14 protein-coding genes are annotated in these 21580 nt (G+C 45.0%); 4 read left to right on the top strand and 10 right to left on the bottom strand.

Features of this window, described 5'->3' with window-relative positions:
* The first annotated feature begins 9 nt into the window (after window positions 1-9).
* A complete protein-coding gene (locus AC59IL_RS16995) occupies window positions 10-1290 on the top strand; it encodes a DUF1501 domain-containing protein (protein ID WP_496553365.1) in 1281 nt (426 codons plus the stop codon).
* 130 nt (window positions 1291-1420) lie between these two features.
* On the opposite strand, the gene AC59IL_RS16990 is transcribed toward AC59IL_RS16995, so the two are convergent.
* The 3 genes from AC59IL_RS16990 to AC59IL_RS16980 all read right to left on the bottom strand — a co-directional run bounded on the left by AC59IL_RS16990 (window position 1421) and on the right by AC59IL_RS16980 (window position 5289).
* Window positions 1421-2920, bottom strand: a complete 1500-nt coding sequence (locus tag AC59IL_RS16990; RefSeq protein ID WP_496553364.1) for a saccharopine dehydrogenase C-terminal domain-containing protein — start codon at window positions 2918-2920, stop codon at window positions 1421-1423.
* Between the two features lie 300 nt (window positions 2921-3220).
* Window positions 3221-3529 (bottom strand): hypothetical protein, encoded by a 309-nt coding sequence (locus tag AC59IL_RS16985; RefSeq protein ID WP_496553363.1) that lies wholly within the window; start codon window positions 3527-3529, stop codon window positions 3221-3223.
* A gap of 143 nt (window positions 3530-3672) precedes the next feature.
* Window positions 3673-5289, bottom strand: a complete 1617-nt coding sequence (locus AC59IL_RS16980; RefSeq protein WP_496553362.1) for a DUF4339 domain-containing protein — start codon at window positions 5287-5289, stop codon at window positions 3673-3675.
* Window positions 5290-5771: 482 nt separating this feature from the next.
* Between AC59IL_RS16980 and AC59IL_RS16975 the strand changes: the two genes are divergently transcribed.
* The 3 genes from AC59IL_RS16975 to AC59IL_RS16965 all read left to right on the top strand — a co-directional run bounded on the left by AC59IL_RS16975 (window position 5772) and on the right by AC59IL_RS16965 (window position 11390).
* Window positions 5772-6953 (top strand): GAF domain-containing sensor histidine kinase, encoded by a 1182-nt coding sequence (locus tag AC59IL_RS16975; RefSeq protein ID WP_496553361.1) that lies wholly within the window; start codon window positions 5772-5774, stop codon window positions 6951-6953.
* Between the two features lie 273 nt (window positions 6954-7226).
* A complete protein-coding gene (gene gyrA, locus AC59IL_RS16970; RefSeq protein WP_496553360.1) occupies window positions 7227-9908 on the top strand; it encodes a DNA gyrase subunit A in 2682 nt (893 codons plus the stop codon).
* Window positions 9909-10010: 102 nt separating this feature from the next.
* Window positions 10011-11390: a hypothetical protein gene (locus AC59IL_RS16965; RefSeq protein ID WP_496553359.1), complete on the top strand. Its 1380-nt coding sequence runs from the start codon at window positions 10011-10013 to the stop codon at window positions 11388-11390.
* A gap of 290 nt (window positions 11391-11680) precedes the next feature.
* Here the strand turns inward: AC59IL_RS16965 and AC59IL_RS16960 are convergent, their stop codons facing one another.
* From AC59IL_RS16960 to AC59IL_RS16930, 7 genes are all read right to left on the bottom strand, one after another.
* Window positions 11681-11896 (bottom strand): hypothetical protein, encoded by a 216-nt coding sequence (locus AC59IL_RS16960; RefSeq protein WP_496553358.1) that lies wholly within the window; start codon window positions 11894-11896, stop codon window positions 11681-11683.
* Complete coding sequence (locus tag AC59IL_RS16955; protein WP_496553357.1) at window positions 11893-12765, bottom strand: sulfurtransferase; 873 nt, start codon at window positions 12763-12765, stop codon at window positions 11893-11895. The genes AC59IL_RS16960 and AC59IL_RS16955 overlap by 4 nt, the downstream gene beginning before the upstream one ends.
* A 227-nt stretch (window positions 12766-12992) precedes the next feature.
* Window positions 12993-14513, bottom strand: coding sequence for a DUF5689 domain-containing protein (locus AC59IL_RS16950; protein WP_496553356.1), 1521 nt, complete (start codon window positions 14511-14513; stop codon window positions 12993-12995).
* Window positions 14514-14631: 118 nt separating this feature from the next.
* On the bottom strand, window positions 14632-16191 hold the full coding sequence (locus AC59IL_RS16945; protein WP_496553355.1) for a SusD/RagB family nutrient-binding outer membrane lipoprotein: 1560 nt from the start codon (window positions 16189-16191) through the stop codon (window positions 14632-14634).
* 9 nt (window positions 16192-16200) lie between these two features.
* Window positions 16201-19671 (bottom strand): SusC/RagA family TonB-linked outer membrane protein, encoded by a 3471-nt coding sequence (locus AC59IL_RS16940; RefSeq protein ID WP_496553354.1) that lies wholly within the window; start codon window positions 19669-19671, stop codon window positions 16201-16203.
* A 120-nt stretch (window positions 19672-19791) separates the two neighbouring features.
* Window positions 19792-20640, bottom strand: coding sequence for a FecR family protein (locus AC59IL_RS16935; protein ID WP_496553353.1), 849 nt, complete (start codon window positions 20638-20640; stop codon window positions 19792-19794).
* A 281-nt stretch (window positions 20641-20921) separates the two neighbouring features.
* On the bottom strand, window positions 20922-21488 hold the full coding sequence (locus AC59IL_RS16930; RefSeq protein ID WP_496553352.1) for an RNA polymerase sigma factor: 567 nt from the start codon (window positions 21486-21488) through the stop codon (window positions 20922-20924).
* Window positions 21489-21580: the final 92 nt, after the last annotated feature.

The raw sequence follows: 21580 nt of genomic DNA, 5'->3' as shown, positions 1-21580 counted from the left end.
TAACAAACCATGAAACGCAGACAATTCCTTAGAAATACGATCACCGGTGTGGTGCTACCAACATTTTTGCAGGGCATTTCGTTGAAAGCATTGGCGGGCGCGCCAAATATGCATGCCCTGCACCCGTATATGAACGACGACCGGGTGCTGGTGCTGGTGCAGTTGGCCGGTGGCAATGATGGTATCAATACCGTTATTCCGTTCGACCAGTACCCTGCGTATACAGCTGCCCGTTCGAACATTTATATACCTCAGGAAAAGGTTTTGCGGCTGAATGGATTTGACGCCACGGCTTTTAATCCTGCCCTGACACAACTGCAGCAACTATTCAATGATGGAAAACTGGGCGTGGTACAGGCGGTGAGTTATCCAAAACCGAATTTCTCACACTTCAGGGCAACCGATATCTGGATGACAGCTTCCGACAGCGATAAAGTAGTTTCTTCGGGCTGGGCAGGCAGGTTTTTGAATGATGTGTATCCGCAGTTTCCTGAAAACTATCCCAACAGCGCTATGCCCGATCCGCTGGCCATACAGGTAGGCTCGGTAGTGTCGACCGCTTTGCAGGGGCCGCTGTTTACCATGGGTATGGCCATCAGTAATCCTTCGGTATTTTATAACCTGGTTGAAGGAAAAGTAAATGTAAATTCAAACAGCCGCTGGGGCGAGCAGCTCGATTATATTGAACTGATGAGCCAGAAAACCGATCAATATGCCAGCGTAATAAAGCAGGCAGCACAGAAAGTAACTAAACAATCGCCCGATTATCCCGCGCCCGGCAAGAACCCGCTGGCCGATCAGTTGAAAATAGTGGCCCGGTTAATCGCCGGTGGATTGAAAACAAAAGTGTACATGGTTAGTACGGGTAGCTTTGATACCCATGCCAAACAAACCGAGGCCGATACTACCACCGGTAATCATGCCAAACTATTACAAAGGGTATCAGAAGCGATTGGCGTGTTTATGAACGACCTGCAGTTTCTGCAAATTGAGAGCAAAGTAATGGGAATGACCTTTTCAGAGTTCGGCCGCAGAATTAAAAGCAATGCCAGCGGAGGTACCGATCATGGCGCTGCCGCACCGGTGTTTTATTTCGGGCATGCGGTTAAAGGAGGTATTACCGGCGCCAATCCGGTTATTCCGGCCAATGTTACGGTAAATGATAATGTGCCGATGCAATATGATTTCAGGTCGGTATACGCTTCGGTACTGCAAAACTGGTTTAATTTATCGCCGCAGGATGTGCAGCAGGTGCTGATGGGGAATTATCAGCTTTTGCCGATTGTATAAAATTTCGCGCAGGTATAGTATTAATTGTTACAAGTTGCAGGTTTCATGTTACATGGCTTGAATGTGTTGGTTTCCCTGTACCTTGTAACCTGTGACTTGTAACCGTACTTTGCGCAGAGCTTTTTAAATCTTATTCCTCTTCAAACTTAATACTGTGCTTCTCCAATTCCTCCAGCACCGGCGTATAAATAGAAGGTATAACGGGAATGTGTAATCCGGTTTCTTTGATCTTGCCCTGCAGTATCAGGCGGGTGGCAATGCCCAAAGGCAGACCAACCGTTTTTGACATAGCCGTGTGAATGCTGTCTTCACCCTTAACGATCAAACGGCTTTGGGTGGTGTATGGGCGGCCACTCAGTTCGTATTCTATTTCATGCTGCATCACTACCATGTCTTTATCGGCCGGTTGCAGCATCAGCTTTTTTTCGAGGGCAAACTGCAATACATCGGCAGCACTGCACTGGCCTTTATTGATGTAGGTATTATCGTCATCCATTCCCAGAAAGAACAGTTGCTTCATCGACAGATTGGCCTCATGCATTTGTCCGGCTACAGTAGCGGCTGCCTGTGTTTTTATGCTGTCGAGATTTACATCCATCAGCTGGCCCTGGTTATCTACCATCATAAACTCCTGCAAGGCCTTTTTTTCATCTTCATCGGCTTCCTGTTCGGCTTCGAGCAGTTGCTGTAGTTTTTCGAGCAGTTGTTTGGTTTGGGCAAAACGGGCGGTTAGTTGTTTTTCGATCCATTCACTGAAGCCATGTTTGGCAAAATGCTCCTGAAAAAACTGTTGCAGCGTTATTCCATCTGTGTTATACTGAATGGTATCATCGGTAAGCTTTAATTCAATCACGTTCTTCCAGCCGAAACAAAATTCAGGGTAGCGAAGCGTGGTGCGTATAAACGTATGCGTTTGTTGCAGGTTGTATTGTGAAATATAATTGAGCGAATCGCGGTTTGGGTACCAGGCAAGATAACCCAGCTCGGGAACATTAATAACGCGGTTGGCATCGAACAGCTGTTCGTAGGGCACGCGTTGTATTTCTCCGTTCTCTTTAAATACAGCACCATCTTTTCCTGCCAGCACTACATTACGTGGGTTCCAGCTTATTTTGTAATGCCAGGGATTATCGTCGCTTTCGGGCGAAATCAGTCCGCCGCAATGTGATTTAAAAGAAGTAATGATGCCGCCTTTTGCCTGTATACGATGAACGAGCTGCATGGCGCTCATGTGGTCGATACCCGGATCGAGCCCCATTTCGCAAAGGAATAATAAGTCCTGTTGTTTGATCTGTGGCTGCAGGGCGGCTATCTTTTCATCGACATATGAAGCTGTGAGCAAATGTTTTTTATGTTTCAGGCAATCCTGCGCAACCAGAAAGTGAAGGGCAGGGGGTAACAGTGAAATAACTATATCGGCTGAAGCAATTAATGTACTGCGGTCGGTTTCCTGTTCAACCTGCACAGCCACTGCTTTGGCATATGGTGAGTCACCTGCTTTTGACCGGGCCGATAAAAGATCAGCATCTGCAATGGTTACCTGCCAGTTACCAGTGGCCGCTTCTTTAAGAAGATAATCTATCAGCGCCCCGGAACTCTTTCCTGCTCCAAACAGTAGAATATGCTTCATGAAATTGTAATATGTAACGCAATATACTAAAAAGCAATTGGCAGTGGGCACCAGGCAGCAGGCAGTTATTGTTTGTGGTTTATGGTTTGTGGTTCTTTAGGTGAATCCTGTCGCGCAGTTTTTATCCTTATAATTGTAAGGCGCCTGAGTTATTTAAAGAATTTAAGCGCGGCAGCAACTACAAACTATAAACTTTAAACCCCGTCCGACCGGGTCATCCGGGCGGGCACAACCTAATAAAAAAAGCCGGTGATAAACACCAGCTCTTTTGGTTTTGAACCGTCCCTTATTTAATGCGTTTTAATTTGGTTTTAAGGTGCCGAGGTCAAGCGTGCTTCCTTCCCGTACTTCTACCGTCATTCCTTCCTCCTGAAACAGATGGCTGTTGGCCACCAGCACTTTCCATGAACCCGGTTTAACAGTCAGCCTGAACTTTCCATTGCTGACCATCGTTTTTAAAGAGTCTTTGCCATTTACTGCATAAATCCATACGTTTTTACCGGGTGTTGCTATTTTCCCTGTTATATTAGATTCGTGCATGGCGCGAAAAGCATGTAATACAATAACTACAGAAATAACCCCGATAAAGGTGGCTACAGTTTTACTCATAACAACTCAATTTTTCTAAATCGCTAAACAATCGTCTGAAGGAAACAAATTTTAAAAAAACTGTGCCAGGTACGATAGATGTCTAAAAACTATGCCAGACGCGGAAAATGTGGAAAAACGAATCTACTATTGTAGAACGTTCCTCAATAACCAGCCTGTGCAAGTCCCAGCACTTTTGAATTGATGCTAATAACCGAATAATCGATAGAAATACCGCGATTGGTACGGGGTGCTTCAAGTGTTCGTCTTTTACCTGCGGGAACATTATTGAACACGAGTGTTTGTGTTTTTACCAGTTTCTTTTCGGGTCCGAAGTATTTGATTTCAACAGCTACCTGGTCAAGCGGATACAGGCTGCTGTTTAAAACTGTAATATCAAGGTCTGATACACCGCCCAGTAAACCTACATGAAAAGCGCTGGCCTCAACATGCACCAGGTCGTAAATATTTTTACGGGCTTTTTCAAGCATTTCCTGGCTGATAGTTTTTTCTTTCGGCTGCTCTGAAACAACGACCGGTGTGGTTTCAACCGGTTCGGTATTGGTGTTCGACACCGGTACCGCAACAGATTGTTGTTTATTTTGTGAGTTGTTGTTCGTGTTGTTATTTTCTTTTTTCATCAGTGCCTGCCGTACCACCGATTGTTCGGGTTGGGCGGGTGACCGGTAACCAGCCGGTGGTGGCGCCGGTTCGTTGGCTGAATTTGAATTTTCGTTATTGGCACCGCCTTCTTCCTGCTGCCGGTTGTTATTCCGGGCAGTTTCTGTAGCCTGTTCCGATGTGGCAGCTGTTTTTTCGTTTTGCTGTTCCCTGATCTCTTTCACCAGGCTTTCGAGCGCTTTGGTATCGGGTTCGCGGTGACCTGAGTTAATTACAAGTCCTATAACAACGCCTCCCAATATCAGCACAGCGGCTACAAGGGAGCGGGTGAGGTTTTTATTATCCTGCAGATAACGTCCTGAACCGGCGAGCAGCGCTTTTAAATCAAAACCAATATCCCGTTTTTGGGCTTGCTTCGGTTCTTTTTTGGGAGCTGCTATGGTACTGGCCTGTTTGGCTACAGGCATGGTACCGCCCGATTTCTTTGATTCGAAGGCCGCTTTGCGTGATTCGTAGTCAGATAAGTAGCTGTCGCTTATCTCATCGTCTTCTTTTTTCCTTGCCTGATGCCCGGCCAGTAAACTGCTGTTCAGCTCATCATCTTCCTTTGAAACGATATATGAAGAAGCCGCTACCGCCTTTTTTTCCTGCGTTTTGGCTGTAGTGGATGAACCACCTGAATTGTACTGATTGTATTGTTGCGATTGTGTGGTATTGTACTGTGTAACCGGCTTTGGTTCTTCTTTTTTGACAACCTGGGTAGCCGTGTTGCCTGTTGAACCCTTCGATACCGGCATGGTAACATAAATGTGTTTGACTGTATGTTCGGTTTGACTTACCGTACCGGCAACTGCCTGTTCTTCGGCGATGGCGGTTTCAGCAACTGCCTGAACGGTCTTTTGAGTTGCAGTCTGCGTTGCCTGAACAGCCTGGTTATTGCCCTGTTGTTCGGATGGTTTTTTATAGAAACGATCGTACGGTTGTTCTTCCACGACAGGTGCAAATGATTTCAGCTCTTCAATTTCACTGGGATAACGCCATGCTGCGCTTCTGCCTTCAACCCATACCAGATCATAGGCCTTAAGACCTTTGGCCGCTAACTCCTCTGCTGAGAACGGCCCTTGTTGCTTGTTGTCGCGTAATAAAAGGTACTTGTTCATAATCTATAAAAATACTCGTAATGTTATGCAAGCAGGTAGCTTAAGGCTTAACGCTTATGCTGAATGCTTAACGCTCAGTAGCGTTCAGTAAGGCACCTTGCGTTTACGTGTTTTGCATTCTGCGTTCAGCGTATTGCGTTTCGCGTTCAGCGTAATTGCGGGTCTCGGGCTAAGTAGGTTAACGGGATATTTTTATATAGGATACCGGGAAGGTAAATATGTGTTGTGCAAGTTAACAGATGGCATTTATTGTACCAAATACTCTTACCAAAAAGTTATAAAAACCACGTTAAAAATAACACTTTGTTTTCCACCATGGTGAATAAGCTTTGAAACAATACCAACTAACCCTAAGTAAATACCACTAACTGTAGTTAAAACCTTTCTGTAAAGCCGTTATATTAAACATATGGCGATTGTTTATAAGATGATTGATTTACATTTTTATGGCAGTTATCATCCTAAACCCTAATGACTGATTGATGAAAGCAGCTATACCTGTTAATGAAAACTTAAGATTGGCCGATTTGTACCGATATCATATACTCGATACATCGGCTGAATATGAATTTGATGATATTGTTAAACTCGCTTCCCGTATATGCAATGCACCTGTTTCGCTGATATCGCTGCTCGATACCGAACGGCAGTGGTTCAAGGCAAAAGTGGGAATTGATTTTGATGAAACACCCCGCGATGTTTCTTTTTGTAGTCATGGAATACATAACAACACCCTGTTAATTGTACCTGATGCTACCAAAGACCAACGATTTGTTGATAACCCCATGGTAACAGGCAGCGATGGCATTCGGTTTTATGCCGGTGTACCGCTTACTTCGCACGACGGTAATAATCTCGGTATGCTGTGTGTAAAGGATACTGTTCCGCGAAATTTAACAAATGAACAACAGGATGCTTTGAAGATCTTAGGTAAGCAGGTGATTCAACTAATGGATCTGAGGGTAAAGAATAAAGAGCTGGAACGTATATCTGAAGCCCAGCGCCGCATCATATCCATCATTGCCCATGACGTACGAAGTCCTTTATCGTCGATCGTAAGCCTGTTTAATTTGCATCAGAACAGAGTTATAGATCCCGAACGGTTCGATGATTTTTTACAGATAAGCACTACCCAGCTGCATGGCACTATAACTTTGCTCGAAAACCTGATAGAGTGGGGAAGAATACAGTTGCAACAGGCTCCGCTTATACCCGATTCGCTGTTGCTGAAAGATGAAGCTGCAAAGGTGTTCACCGAACTTACCGTACAGGCCAACCTAAAGGCCAACCGGCTCATCAACCAGGTTAACGAAGGGGTTGTTATAGGTATGGATGAAAATATCATACGGTTTATTTTGCGCAACCTCGTTACCAATGCCAATAAATTCACCGAAGCAGGCAGCATTACCGTAGATGGATTTTCGTTGCAGAAAAAGGTGGTGATCCGCGTAATCGACACCGGTATAGGCATGCCCGCTGCCATGTGCGAAAGACTGCTGCTAAGCAAAGAAAGATACAGCCGCCGCGGCACCAAAAACGAGTCGGGCAGCGGTTTAGGGCTTGTACTGATAAAAGAATTTATCGAAAAAGCCGGCGGCAGCATTAAGGTTGAAAGTGCTGAAGGGAAGGGGAGTTGCTTCATCATTGAGTTGCCACATACTTAGTCTGTTTCAGGTTACAGGTTACAAGGAATCAGTGTTTGCCAGTCCCTGTAACTTGGAACCTGTAACTTGTAACAAAAGCCCAATCTTAACATATCCTTCATTGCTCACTGCCCATTGCCTACTGCCTACTGCCCTTCTTTTAATCCACATTCGTGGATAAATATAACCCCGAAAAAACCCGAAATATAAACGGGTTTTCCCGCTTAAATAGGGTAAATTTGCCCCCCATCCAATGACCCATTAAACGGATGTAAATCATATCTGTAAACAAGTATGGAAGAGAACTTCACACCACAGGAAACAAACGATCAGAATCGTATTATCCCTGTTAATATCGAAGAGCAAATGAAAACGGCTTACATCGATTATTCGATGTCGGTAATCGTAAGCCGTGCCCTGCCCGATGTACGTGATGGATTAAAACCTGTTCACCGTCGTATTCTTTTTGCGATGAACGAGCTGGGTTTAAATTTCAACAGAGCGTATAAGAAATCGGCCCGTGTTGTAGGGGAAGTGTTGGGTAAATACCACCCGCATGGCGATAGTTCGGTGTACGACGCCATGGTGCGTATGGCACAGGAATGGAGCATGCGATACACACTTGTAGATGGCCAGGGTAACTATGGCAACCAGGACGGCGACGGCCCGGCCGCCATGCGTTATACAGAAGCAAGGCTTGAGCGTATGGCTGAATACATGCTCGAGGATATAGATAAAGATACCATCGACTTTCAGCCCAACTTCGACGATTCGGAAAAAGAACCGTCAATTCTTCCTACGCGTATTCCCAATCTGCTTATTAACGGCTCAAGTGGTATTGCGGTTGGTATGGCTACCAACATGATGCCGCATAACCTCAGTGAAGTTATTGATGGCTGTATTGCCTACATTGATAACCGCGAAATCACTATCGATGAGCTGATGCAACATATTAAAGCCCCTGATTTCCCTACCGGCGGTATCATTTACGGTATGGAAGGCATACGGGCCGGTATGCATTTTGGACGAGGCCGGGTAGTGCTGCGCGGCAAACTGCATGTTGATACAAAGCCAAGCGGCCGCGAAACGATCATTGTTACCGAAGTGCCTTACCAGGTAAACCGTGATGCATTGTGCGATAAAATAGGGCAGCTGGTAAATGAAAAGATAATTGAAGGCATTGCGCATGTTAACAACGAATCGAACCAGAAAGAAGGCACCCGTATTGTGGTTGATCTGAAACGCGATGCTATTGCCAACGTTGTGATCAACCAGTTGTACAAGTTCACCGAGCTGCAAACTTCATACGGTATCAACAACGTGGCCCTTTCTAAAGGACGCCCGAAAACACTGAACGTAAAAGATATGCTCAGTGAGTTCGTTGAGTTCCGTCACGAAGTGGTGGTACGCCGCGCCCGTTACGAATTGCGCGAAGCCGAAAAGAAAGCCCATATTTTACAGGGTTATCTCATTGCACTGGATCACCTCGATGAAGTGATTGCGTTGATCCGCGCTTCGGCCACACCCGAAATTGCAAGGGAAAGCCTTATCAATGCGGGCTGGGGGCTCGATGAAATTCAGGCAAGGGCCATCCTCGAACTGCGTTTGCAACGGTTAACCGGTATGGAACGCGAAAAGATCAGGGAAGAATATGATGAGCTGCAAAAGATCATTGCCGACCTGAGAGAGTTGTTAAGCAATGAAGGCATGCGCTACGATCTGATCAAAAAAGAATTATTCGAAGTAAAGGAGAAGTTCGGTGATGCCCGTAAAACCGAAATAACCTATCTCGATAACGAAGTGCGTATTAAAGATCTGATCAAGGAAGAAGATGTGGTGATCACCATTTCACACCTCGGTTATATCAAACGTACTTCTGCCACAGAATACCGCGCCCAGCGGCGTGGCGGCCGTGGCGCCAAAGGCGGCCGCACCCGTGATGAAGATTTTATCGAGCACCTGTTCGTGGCTTCTTCACACCATACGATGCTGTTCTTTACCGAAAAAGGACGTTGTTTCTGGCTGAATGTTTATGAAATTCCCGAAGGTGATAAAAACAGTAAGGGACGTGCTATTCAGAACCTGATTCAGCTGCCTTCCGACGATAAAATCAGGGCCATTATCGATATCAAAGACCTCGAGGATAAAGATTTTGTTAGCCAGCACAACATCGTACTGTGCACGAAGAAAGGTATTATCAAAAAAACAGCCCTCGAAGACTTCAGCCGCCCCAGAACAACCGGCGTAAATGCCATTACCATTGTTGATGGCGATGAACTGCTGGTGGCCCGGTTAACCGATGGCAACAGTGAAATTATGATGGCCGTAAAAAGCGGTCGCGCCATCCGGTTCAAAGAAGAAAAAGTGCGTGCTACCGGCCGTGGTGCCATTGGCGTATCGGGAATTGATGTGGATGATGATAACGACGCGGTGATTGGCATGATATGTGTCAGCAAGGATGACAAATCGCGCAGTGTATTGGTTGTGAGTGAAAAAGGATACGGAAAAAGAACTCCATTTGATGAATATCCCATTACCAACCGCGGTGGAAAGGGCGTAAAAACCCTGAATGTAACCGAAAAAACGGGTTCGCTGGTCGACATGCTCGATGTGGCCGAAAAAGAAGACCTGATGATCACCTGTAAAAGCGGTATGACCATTCGTATGCCGGCCGACGGCATCAGCGAACTGGGCCGTAACACACAGGGTGTGAAGCTGATTCGCCTCGAAGACGGGGACGAAATTGCCGCCATCACCAAACTCGATGACAACGGCGATGAAAATAACGGAGAAAATGGCGAGAACGGTGAAAACGGCGAATTAACCGATATCATTACAAATACCGATGCACAGGCAACCGATACCGGTCTGATTGCATCTTCTGAGGAGAATACAGATGCTTTGGATGAACCAACAGATGAGCCGGGCGATGAAGACGAAGAAGGTGGTTCAACGGGGAATCATGTGAGCGAATAAGCCAGGAGCTGTTATCGAAGAATGAATTCAGATGAATCGTCCATTAGTTATGTAACCCGTCGGGGCGTAGCATCTGGTCTAAATAAAATAAAAAATACACAGATGAAAAAAATGATTCTGACAGCATTGCTCGCTGTTATTGGGTTCTTGTCACATGCGCAAAAAATAGATAAGGCAAAAGACCTTCTCACCAGAAAGAAGCTACCCGAGGCCAAAACCGAGATTGATAACGTAATGGCCGTTGAAAAAAACAAAACCAGTTCAGATGCCTGGTATGCAAAGGCAAAAATATATGGCGCCATTGCCAATGATTCTACTTTAAAATCTACTGTTCCCGACGCACGCAATACGGCTTTTGAAGCTATGAAGCAATACCTCGAACTGGAGAGCAAGGAAAAAGATGCTTCAAAAAAGAACATTCAGTTAACGCTCGATAACAACCAGCCGCTGGTTGAACTGTATTCGGGTTATTCAAAAGATGCTGCATCTTTTTATAATGCCGGTAACTACAACGATGCGTTCACCAATTTCAAAAACTCACTGGCAGTATTTGACCTTATGTCGAGCCGTGGTTTGATCCCTTTAAAGCTCGATACCACAACTACATTATATGCCGGTATTTCGGCCGAAAAAGCGCAGAAACCCGATGATGCAGCTGTGTATTATTCAAAGATTGCCGAAAACAAAGCCAAAGGCGACGGATTTGTTGAAATTTATAAATGGCTGGCTGATTATTATCGTCGTAAAGAAGATGCAGTGAATGCTGCTAAATTCTCTGCACTGGGCAAGGAAGTATATCCCAACGATCCTTTCTGGACCGGTTTTGATCTTGACCTGGCACGCGAAAAAGGAACCAAAGAAGACCTGTTTAAAAAATATGAGCAGGTGATCAAGGAAAATCCCGATAACTTCCTGTTCCTGTTCAACTATGGTGTTGAATTGTATCAGGCAGGATATGATCCGGATATTACTAAACGTCCGGCCAATTCAAAAGAGCTGATCGCAAAAGCGGCTGAAGTAATGACCAAAACCCTCGAAAAGAAACCTGATTATCCAAATGCCAACATGGTATTAGGACAAATTTATTATAATCAGGGGGTTGAGATCAATAACGAAAATAAGGCCATCAAACCGCAGGGAGGTGTTAAATTAACGCCTGAGCAGTTAAAGAAAAAAGAAGATCTGCGTGGCGAAGTGATTAAGAAATTTGATACGGCGTTACCTTATCTTACCAAAGTAGATGAAGTGCTGGATGCACAGGCTAAACTGAAAATGGAAGATAAAGACAACCTGAAAAATGCGCTTGATCTGCTCATTATCATCAACGAAGAAAAAGCTAATCAGCTTGAGCAAAAGAAAAGAGCTGCAGAAGCTAAAAAAGATGTAGCAGGTGTAAAACAGATCGATGCAGATATTAAAAAAGTGCAGGAAAGCATTACGAAGTATACCGATAAATACAATAATATCGACAGAAAGCACTAATACGTATATACGAAATTAATATAACGGTGCCACGGTTCAAAACCGTGGCACCGTTTTTTTATTAGTTATACCACATATCAGTTCTGTAGCGCACTCATGTATTTGTGATATGTGCAACATGTATTTTAATAGTCTTTTAATTAGTCACTCTGATAAGAATGAGTGTTCAAAACTATCTTTAGGCGTGCGCAGAACAAATGTGCGCATGGGTTTAAGGGTTTAATTTTTCAATCAATTGACGCGGCCTTTCCAGGCTGCGTTTTTTTTTAATATGTAGGGCCGCCACTGGTTCATCCAAACGATCTGTGTAATCGTTTATCGGCTTTTTGCAATGCTACCTGCAATGCTGTTTCACGAACGGTTGCACTGGCCCTTGCAATCGTAGCGCCTGCATCGGCATTAAAAATATGGCAATGGAATTCACCGCTTATTTTATACACGGTTATTCGCACGGGAATGCCATCCAGCTCACGAACCTCTTCGAAATATTCTTCTGCTTTTATCATGCCATTTGTTTTACAGCGTTGGGTGCTAATTCTTTTTCAACGGGCGCACCAACGAGGTTGCCCCATTCTGTCCACGAACCATCGTAATTGGTTACTGTATCATATCCCAGCAGGTATTTCAATACAAACCAGGTATGGCTGCTCCGTTCGCCGATACGGCAATAAGCGATCACATTTTTATCGGGTATAATGCCTTTGCTCTGGTACAATGCTTCCAGGTCTTCCCTCGATTTAAAGGTGCCGTCTTCATTGCAGGCTTGTGCCCACGGAATATTAATTGCTCCCGGAATATGTCCGCCCCGCTGGCAGGTTTCGGCAAGACCAGCAGGCGACAAAATTTTGCCTGTATATTCATCGTTCGACCGCACATCTACCATTACATAATCAGCCGATTTCATGGCCTGCTGCACTTCGTTCAGATAACTACGCAGCGATTCATCGCGTTCGGCTGCTTTATAGGTTGCCGGTTCGGGTTTTCGAACTTCTTTGGTCAGCACTCTTCCTTCGGCCAGCCATTTTTTGCGGCCACCATTCATGATGCGCACATCGGGATGACCATACATTTTTAGTTGCCACAGGGCCCAGGCCGCAAACCAGTTATTATTGTCGCCATACAGTATGATGGTTGTATCATTGCTAATGCCGCTGTCGCCAAGCAGTTTTTCGAGTTCAGCTTTGCCGATCACATCACGACGCACCGTATCGCACAGTTCTTTTTGCCAGTTCCAGGCAAGGGAGCCGGGAATATGGCCTTCTTCATACGCCTGTGTGTCTACATCAACTTCTACAATTACTACATGAGGATCGAATTGATGCTGATCTACCCACTCCGTGGAAACCAGCATTTCCGGACGAGCATAGTTCATCATGGCTGTAAGTTTTGTTGTTATAAAATAGTGAGGATATACAAGGTACAACATTTACACCCCGGTTACCAAGTATTAGTTTTTGAAAGAAGAATCGCTGAAACCCGCATTGGGTAATGGTTTCAGCTGATAGAATGCGGTGTCAGGCTGGTTGCTATGCAAATTTTTTGATGTATGTCAAAATATAAAGCCGTGCCACGGTTCCCAGCACGGCTTCGCAGAAAAGAATCTTATTTTAATGTGGTAGCTCCTGTTCCTTCAATTTCACTGAGTGCCGATGTTTTGGTGAGCAGTACGTTTTTCTGTGATCTTGCTTTTGTCCACTTACCTAATACAGAATTATATTCACCGCCAAGCATATTGTAATAACCAAGGTCAGAGGTATTATAAACAAAGCACAGTGTATTGGTGCCGCTTTTGTAGTAGGGCTGATCAACAAGGGTAATAGGATTTCTTACATCATAAAAATCTGTATTACCTATACGATATCCCAGCATCGGTGGTCCCGGCGTGTATAAACTACCGCCGCCGGAAATAAAAATTACATCTATGGGCTTTGAGGTTACAGTTACTACTGTATCCTTAAATACAGCCATTCCAAATGCATTACCGCTATTGGCCAGCAAACCGCCGGTTTTTGTACCAAAGCCATCGCCATCGGTAGTTACATAATTGAATGCCCTGACCCAATTGCTGGTGGCCATGCTGGTTGAACCGGAACCATTGATCATTTTACCCGTTCCGCCTACATAAAAGAAACTGCCTTTTGCAGCCGTGCCGGATGACAAATTAAATTTATACGTACGCATTTCACCGGTAGCCCATCCTTTTGCCGGAAAGCCTGAAGGTGTTGATGTTCCGGCATTGTTGGTGGTAACCACCGAATACGGGGTAAGGGAGAAATCAATATCCTGCGTAGCCATCAGTTGTATATATTCATAGTTGCCATCACTTCCTTTTACGTCGCTCATAAACCCGCTGATAACAATAGGAGTTACTTCAATCGTTGAACTAAGTACTACAATGTCGCTGCCTGTACGTAAACGCAGGTGGGGTACCAGCTGACCGTCTTTTCCAACGGTATTGAAAACAATGCCATAATAATTGGCGCTAAATGTTACGGGGTCGTTGGCAAAAGTGGCTTTTACTTCGGTATGCAGGGGAAGATCGCCAAATCCATCGTTCAGCATTTTATCGCCGGCCAGTACTTCCGAAGGGTCGGGCAGGGGATTAAAGCTGCCTTTAACAATAACGCTTAACGTGCTTTCGTACTTTTCGGGGTTTGCCAGTATCAGGTTTATCGGAACGCGGTTAGGCGGTATCGTATTATTCGAAGAAACTTTTTTAATAGCGCCTTCGGGCAGTTGGGTGATCTGCATCATACCATCGGCTTTTGTTAATACGGCCCCTTCAATATGAATGATCACCGAATCGCCTGTTTTGTAATCAGCGGCAGCTTCGCCTATAGGAAAGGCAATGCCGCGAAGCTGCGACAGGCGGCGATTATCCTGCACGATCAGTAAACCGGCGGGCAAGTTGCCTCCCGAATGATCGCTCACTACTATGCCTGTTATAGCGGTGGAGCCAAACATATTATCTTTTGTTAGCGTTACAGCTTCTCCTTTATAAATATTACGTATATCGTAAATGGCTATAAAGGAACTTATGCTGCCACCGGGATAATTATCCTTTTTACAGCCCCACAGGAAAGCCAGCAGTAATAAACAAACAAAGCAGCTAATATTTTTCATTGTAATATTATTAAGACTATTCTTGTTTAATTTCTGATTTTTGGATTTTGAGATTGCTTTTACTGTGACACCCAAACAAAATCTCAAAATCCCGAAATCCCGAAATCTCAAAATCCGATTAGGGTTTCTGCCACCACACCTGCGTTGATATCAGATCGGGCCCCTGGGCGTCGACAGCTTTTTTATAATTTGTTGGGTTGGTACTTTGTATATAAACAGGATAGGCCATGCGCGCCGGCATTACCCCATTGTTTTTTAGTCCGCTGCCTTTTGGCAAAATGGGATGCCCTGTACGGCGGTATTCGAACCATTGCTGCAGGTCGGTGCAGAATAAGGCGTAATACTTTTGCAGATGTATCTTTTCCATCTTTTCATCAAAACTTTCGCTTTCGTTCCATAGCATGTCGGCCTTATCGAGGTAATCAACTACGTTGTATATTTTGGTGCTGGTATCGGGCCATGAGGGCAGCCAGAGTTTGATACCGTTTAATACGCCGTCGTTATAATAAGTATTGGCGCTGCCGCTGATCCATCCTTTTACGGCGGCTTCGGCCAGAATGAATTTAACCTCGGCAAAATTCATCATCATACCGGTTAAGGGTTCTGCCATTAAGTTGGCAGCCGCTATTTTATTAACCGTATCGGTAGTGGCATAGAAGTATGATTTTCTTATGGCAGGTTCTCCCGGCGAATAACCGCTTGGTGTGCCTACAAAGGAGCCGCTGTAAGGTGCAATGCGGTACCTGTTTACGCCGTTGGTGCCATAGTTGGCATAATTAATACGCGGATCATTCCACGAAGTAAGATGGTCGATAAAGAAACTGCAAACGCCGGGCGTTCTGAAATCCTGTGCCCGTACTGCATTCATAAACGGTGAAATATAGGGCGGGTAACCGGTCCATCTTAAAATGGCAGATTCATCGTTGTTCGACATGATGGGATAGGTAGAAGGCTTTAGCTCTACTATTTCCTTGATCTTCGTTTTACAAAAGTCTGCCACTTCGGCCTTGCCCGAAATGCGCAGCAATAAACGCAGGTATAACGAATTGCCGAACCTGCGCCATGAAGCGATTCTGCCACCATATACGGGATCGCTGGATGGATAAATAGGAACAGTATCGACCAGTAATGTATTTGCCTGCTCCAGCTTTTTGAAAATATCGAGGTAAATCACTTTTTGTGAATCAATGGCAGGTTCTGAAATGCCGCCTTCTTCTTCCTTTACTTTGTTCGATTCAAAATAAGGTACATCGCCATAGGTATCGGTGAGCAGGGAGTATATCCACGACTGACAGATGAGCGAAATGCCCATATACGATTTGTTATAGGTGAGGTCCTGACTGGCTACCTTGTATATGTCTTTAAAATTGGTGAGCTGCGCATACCAGCCATTGTACAGGTAGTCTGACCATGTACTGCGGTAATCGTACCTGAACACTTTTCCATCGCCATCGCCAATATCAACACTCACCTGCATCAGCTCATTATTAAAGCCGCGGTTGCGCACCATATTATAGGATAATGTATTTACAAGGGCAGGCGCCAGCAACTGCTGGGCGGCCGCATTTTTCGAATTGTTGGGATCGGTATTGATCTCCTGAAAGTTTTTTGTACAGGAAGAAACCGCTGTACCAAACAGCCAAAAAACAGGTAAGTACTTATATATTATCTTGTTCATAGTTTGAGATTAAAGTGCAACAACTAAATTGAATCCATAGGAGCGGGAAGAAGGGAATTGCCCGATCTCAAAACCCTGTACTATATCGGAGTCCTGAAGCGTACCAAACTCCGGATCGAACATGGGCCATTTCGACCATATGAACAGGTTACGTCCGTATACGCCGAATACCACTTTCTGCAGGTGCAGTTTTTTTGTAAGACCTGGTTTCAATGTATAATCAAGACGGGCTTCTCTGAATTTTATAAAGTCGGTGCTGAACGTACTACCTTCGGCATTGTCCTGACCATAATGCGAGCGGTAATATTCGTCGATGTCCATAGCAATTACATCGTTCTGTCTGAATTTGCCATCGGCTTCCTGCACAACGCCATTACCAATGATGCCGTTATACCTTCCCGGCAATGTTTTGGTGAGCTTGCCCTGTTCACTTAATTTATAATGCATGAGCGAATGCGCTACGGCGCCAAACTGAGCATCAAACAGCAGGTTTAACCTGAATTGCTTATAGATAAATTCATTGGCAAACCCGATCTTTCCTTTGGGAATTGTATTGCCGAGATAGGTTACATCTTCTGATATTAAAGCAACACCTGTTTTGGAGTCGTATATTACCTGTCCGTCGGGCGCTCTTTTATAACCTCTGCCATATAAATCGCCCATGCTGCCGCCCACTTTGGCAACGATCTGGCCACCGCCAACCGGGCCTGTTCGCAATACCACGCTGCTGTCGGCCAGTTCTTTTACCACATTGGTGTTTGCCGAGAATACAATGCTGGTGTTCCATTTGAAATCATTTGACTGGTTTACCGGTGTGCCGTATAAGGCAAGTTCAATACCCTTGTTATTTACCCGGCCGATATTGATCAGCTGCCTGGCATAACCCGAGGCGCGGTCCATAATACGTTCGTAGATCTGGTCTTTTGTATTGCCGGTATAAACAGCTACATCAATGCCCAGTCTGTTCTTTAACAGCTTCATGGCAAGGCCCGCTTCGTAAGTTATTGTTCGCAGCGGTTTCAGGTTCCTGTTAGCCAGCAGGGAAGAATTTTCGAGGCCGCCGTTGTATAAACTTCCGGCCGAATTATAATAATAATCAGTTCGGTATGGTATTGTTCCGCCACTACCTACACCTGATGCTGAAAAGCGTAGTTTGGCAAAGTTGATGGTGGCAGGTAATTTGAATGCTTCCGATACTATGAAACTCAGGTTGGCGCTCGGATAAAAGAAGCCTGTATTGGCTGTGCGTTCGGGCGTGGCCAGTACGCTGCTCCAGTCTTGCCGGCCTGTTAAATCGAGGTACAAAAATTCCTTGTAACCGGCTGTAACGATGCCATAAAAGCTGTTAATGGCATACCGGCTTTTAAAGGGAATGGTTACCAGCGGGCCGGCGTTGTTCGACATAGCATATATTCCGGGATACATCAGCGAATCGGCGCGTGTTTCATCGCGGTTGTAATAATTTTTAAGTGCACTACCGCCACCGGTTATAGAAAAATCAAAATCATTATTTATTTTTTTTGTGTATTTCAGCAGGAAATCGGTGCTTGCTTCCTGTGAAAAAATATTTTGCGTACGAAAGCTTCCGCGCGGATATTTTGTTCCTGCATCAAAGGGCCGTTCCTGTGCACGCTGCTCGTACGAAAAATCGATCGAGGTTCTTAACTGCAGACTTAACTCCTTAGTGAAATTATAGGTTGCCTGTATATTTCCCGTAACCGCATGCCTGTTCGATTTGTTGATGAATTCATAGGCAACAGCATAGGGATTTTCAGGGTAAGTGCTGTACGGATAAAATATTTGCTTGCCTTCTTTGTTATTCATCCAGTAATGTTTTAACCAGTCGGGGTCGGCATTCGGTTGCCAGAATATGAACCAGTACATGATCGACTGGTTGCCATAACCTGCACCGGGCAAATTATCGCTCCATTTATTGGTATAATTTACTTTTGAAGATATCTGCAGTTTATCGTTCACTTTTGAGTTTACCGAAAGCGATACGGTATTGCGTTTATACCCGGTGTTGGGTATGATCCACTTGTTATATACATTGGTAACTGAAAAACGGGCTGAGGTTTTATCGGTACCGCCATCGGCGCTTATGGTATTGGTAATAGTATTGCCGGTACTGAAGTAATTGCGTATTTTATTTTTGTAGGCAACCCAGGGTGTTCTTTCGGTGCCCTGTCCCTGAGTTACCGGATCGAGCTGGTAAAATTTTTGCCCTTCAAAGCGCGGTCCGTAAGCCGAACTGGTGCCGGCTGTATTGGCTCCATCGGCCGAGGTGCCATAGGAATAATAGGCGGCGCCATCCAATCCCTGTCCGTATTCATATTGCAGATCGGGCCAGCGGTTTACCTGCTCCATGTTTGCATTGGAGTTGAAAGTAATGCCCAGACCTTTTCGTTTATTGCTGCCCGATTTTGTGGTGATAATGATGGCCCCGTTGGCAGCACGCTGACCGTATAATGCAGCCGCGCCGGGTCCTTTTAATACGGTGATCGATTCAATGTCTTCGGGATTGATATCGTTTATACCGCTTCCGTAATCGGCAGGCATATTATCGCTGCCGGTGCCATAGGTTTGCTCGCCTGCAACGGCGGTACGGCGGCCGCTGCTGTTGTTGATCACCACACCATCAACAACAATCAATGCTTCGTTTTCACCGGTAAGGTTGTTTTCGCCGCGAAGAATGATTTTATTGGAACCGGTTGGTCCGGCGTTTGAACGTACGAGATTTAAGCCGGCCACCTTTCCTGAGAGGGCATCCGTCCAGTTGCCGGCCATAGCGTCGGTGAGTTTATCTCCGTCTAACGTGGCCACTGCATAGCCAAGCGATCTTTCATTGCGTTTAATGTTCAATGCTGTGACCACCACGTTCTGCATCTGCGTTTCATCTTTTACCAGTTCAATATTCAGCGATTGCATGCTGCCGGCGCTGAAACTTTTTTTCACGGGCAGATAACCTACTGCTGATATTTCTATGGTGCCATCCTGCACAGGAATGCTTTTACTAAAATGTCCTTTATCGTCGGCAATTACCACCAGCATCTTTTGTCCTTCCTGTTTAACGATCACCGAAGCGCTGGCAACAGGGGTGGTTCCTTCCTGAATTTTACCCTGCAAAACCATAGTGGCTTGTTTCTTTTTAGGCGCGTCAGATTTTTTTATTATCCAGCTGTTACCAGCTGCAATAGCTGAAAAGCCGCCGGGCTCCAGCACTTTATTTAGTAATTCGCCCATATTCGATGCTTCATAGCTTGCAGCCGGCACTTTAACAGTAGCCAGTTCGTCGCTTACATAGGCGAGCTGCACTTTGAAACGGCGTCCGAAGTCTTCGGCGATGCCGGCCATATTACCGGCCGCATGCCGGTAATGCAGCGAGCCTGTTTGTGCATACCCGTTTAGCATACCTGCCGTAAGCAACAGTACCAGTACAGTGAATGTTCTTGTTAGTTTTGTGTTGTCCATATATATCATACATTATATGCAATAGGTTAGCCCTTCCGCTTTTCAGCAGAATAATCTTAGGCATCCAATGGGCAAACCTGCGAGGGCTTATCTGTTTTGGAAACCCAACGGATACATGGCGTTATTCGGTTAGTGGATATTGTAGCCTGTTAGTGAATTGAGCACCATTAAATTTTTTTGTAATGAAATGCTCATATCCCAGGTGAGCGATACTTTTAATTTTCTGTTGATAAGTCCGTGCGATAGTTTCACCTGATAATATGCTTCGATCCGGTTTATTAATTCTTCCAGTGATATATTTTGTAAACGCACCTGTTGCTGTAACCACCAGTCGGCTGCAGTTTGATCAGCTTTTTCAATCGCTCCGGTTATTCCGGCGCTGGTGCGTACCTGCTGGCCTGCTGTTAAAAAGCGGCGGCCGCCGTTGTTATCGAGCGCCACCTTGCCTTCCTTTACGGTTAAATGCAGGTCGGTGGTATCTGTTTTACGGATCGTGAAAGCGGTTCCTACCACGGTGATCTGTTGCCGGTTCACCGAAATGGTAAAAGGATGTGTTGTATCTTTTGCCACACTGAAAAAAACAGTTCCTTTTGCCAGTACAGTACGGCGTTGCTGTGTAAAATTGCTGTTTACCTGTAAAACCGAGTGAGGCGCCAGCCATATTGCAGAGCCATCTTTCAGTATTATTTTTTTGGTACTATCGTTACTGGCCAGCTCCTGCCATTTGATTTCGGGTGTGCCTGAATCACCGGCCGGTAATTTTATGTATAATGCAATCAATATGGCCGCAGCAGCGCTTATAGCAATAAAGAACAACTGCTTTTTACGGCGCCGGCGGGTATCCATACGCTGGTGAATAGTGTTCAGCATTGCATTTTTGCGGGCAGCATCAATCGTGTCGGGTTCATTCCATGCCTGTTGCCAATGCTCGTCGTGGTTCATGTCCTGTTGTTTAAATCGCCTTGATTTGCGGGGCATGTAATATGCTTTGGATAATAGACGTACGTGGTACTAAAATAGTACTATAGTAATTTTAAGAAAATTAGGGAGTTAACAATTTGGAAATATAGCAGGATGTTGGAAATCTGAAGTCAGAAGTAGGAAGTAAGAAAGAAGGCAATGGGAAGTTTGTAGTTTGAGGTTTGTGGTTCTTTAGGTGAATCTTGCTGTGTAATTATAATCCTGTTGCAGGTTTAAGGTGCGGAGAGGAATAATGAATTTCCAAAGCGCGGCAGCAACCACAAACTACAAACTAAAAACTAAAAAAACAGCTGAACCTGCCTCATAAACTTCACAATGCGCTGACCGGCGGTATGCAGCTGATTTTTTACCGTTTGTTCGCTGAGATGCAGTTCTGAGGCAATTTCTTTTACAGATAATTCTTCTTCATTTTTCATGGCGTAGATGCGGCGCATTTGCCCGGGCAGTTTGTTCATAGCGCCTTTCCACATATGGTACACCTGTTTGTATTGATATTGTTCGTCGGGTTGTTGTCTTTCTTCAAAGTGATCGGGCATATCGTCGGGCAGGGTGTATCTTTTTCTTTTTATGGCGCGAAGATGATCACAGATGCAATGTTGAACAATGGTATATAAATAATTACGGAAAGAAGAATGAATGGTAATGGAGTTTCGTTTATGCCACAGCCGTACAAATACTTCCTGTAACACATCGTCGGCTTCCTGCGAATTGTTTAAACGCAAACGTATGTACGTGTGTACAGGATCGGCGAACCGGTTAAAAATTTCATCAAAAGCAGTCTGGTTCCCTTCTTTTAACTGCAGCAACAATTCGCCGTCATCGGGAACGATTGGCTGGTAATTCATATGGCGCAAACTTACCATTCAAATGTACTACATGTATTAGACGTAGTTTTATCAAATGTTTAAGTTTTTTTGTGCGGGTTTGTGCAAACCCG

It is taken from the genome of Niastella sp. sgz303648 (genome assembly GCF_059587045.1).
The sequence above is the reverse complement of the archived record's forward strand: the minus strand, read 5'-3'. Positions and strand labels throughout refer to the sequence as shown.

What these genes read in the sequence shown, in the direction of transcription:
- AC59IL_RS16995 (WP_496553365.1), top strand. Translation starts at nt 10, where the DNA reads ATGAAACGCAGACAATTCCTTAGAAATACGATCACCGGTGTGGTGCTA.
- AC59IL_RS16990 (WP_496553364.1), bottom strand. Translation starts at nt 2,920, where the DNA reads ATGAAGCATATTCTACTGTTTGGAGCAGGAAAGAGTTCCGGGGCGCTG.
- AC59IL_RS16985 (WP_496553363.1), bottom strand. Translation starts at nt 3,529, where the DNA reads ATGAGTAAAACTGTAGCCACCTTTATCGGGGTTATTTCTGTAGTTATT.
- AC59IL_RS16980 (WP_496553362.1), bottom strand. Translation starts at nt 5,289, where the DNA reads ATGAACAAGTACCTTTTATTACGCGACAACAAGCAACAAGGGCCGTTC.
- AC59IL_RS16975 (WP_496553361.1), top strand. Translation starts at nt 5,772, where the DNA reads ATGAAAGCAGCTATACCTGTTAATGAAAACTTAAGATTGGCCGATTTG.
- gyrA (WP_496553360.1), top strand. Translation starts at nt 7,227, where the DNA reads ATGGAAGAGAACTTCACACCACAGGAAACAAACGATCAGAATCGTATT.
- AC59IL_RS16965 (WP_496553359.1), top strand. Translation starts at nt 10,011, where the DNA reads ATGAAAAAAATGATTCTGACAGCATTGCTCGCTGTTATTGGGTTCTTG.
- AC59IL_RS16960 (WP_496553358.1), bottom strand. Translation starts at nt 11,896, where the DNA reads ATGATAAAAGCAGAAGAATATTTCGAAGAGGTTCGTGAGCTGGATGGC.
- AC59IL_RS16955 (WP_496553357.1), bottom strand. Translation starts at nt 12,765, where the DNA reads ATGATGAACTATGCTCGTCCGGAAATGCTGGTTTCCACGGAGTGGGTA.
- AC59IL_RS16950 (WP_496553356.1), bottom strand. Translation starts at nt 14,513, where the DNA reads ATGAAAAATATTAGCTGCTTTGTTTGTTTATTACTGCTGGCTTTCCTG.
- AC59IL_RS16945 (WP_496553355.1), bottom strand. Translation starts at nt 16,191, where the DNA reads ATGAACAAGATAATATATAAGTACTTACCTGTTTTTTGGCTGTTTGGT.
- AC59IL_RS16940 (WP_496553354.1), bottom strand. Translation starts at nt 19,671, where the DNA reads ATGATATATATGGACAACACAAAACTAACAAGAACATTCACTGTACTG.
- AC59IL_RS16935 (WP_496553353.1), bottom strand. Translation starts at nt 20,640, where the DNA reads ATGCCCCGCAAATCAAGGCGATTTAAACAACAGGACATGAACCACGAC.
- AC59IL_RS16930 (WP_496553352.1), bottom strand. Translation starts at nt 21,488, where the DNA reads ATGAATTACCAGCCAATCGTTCCCGATGACGGCGAATTGTTGCTGCAG.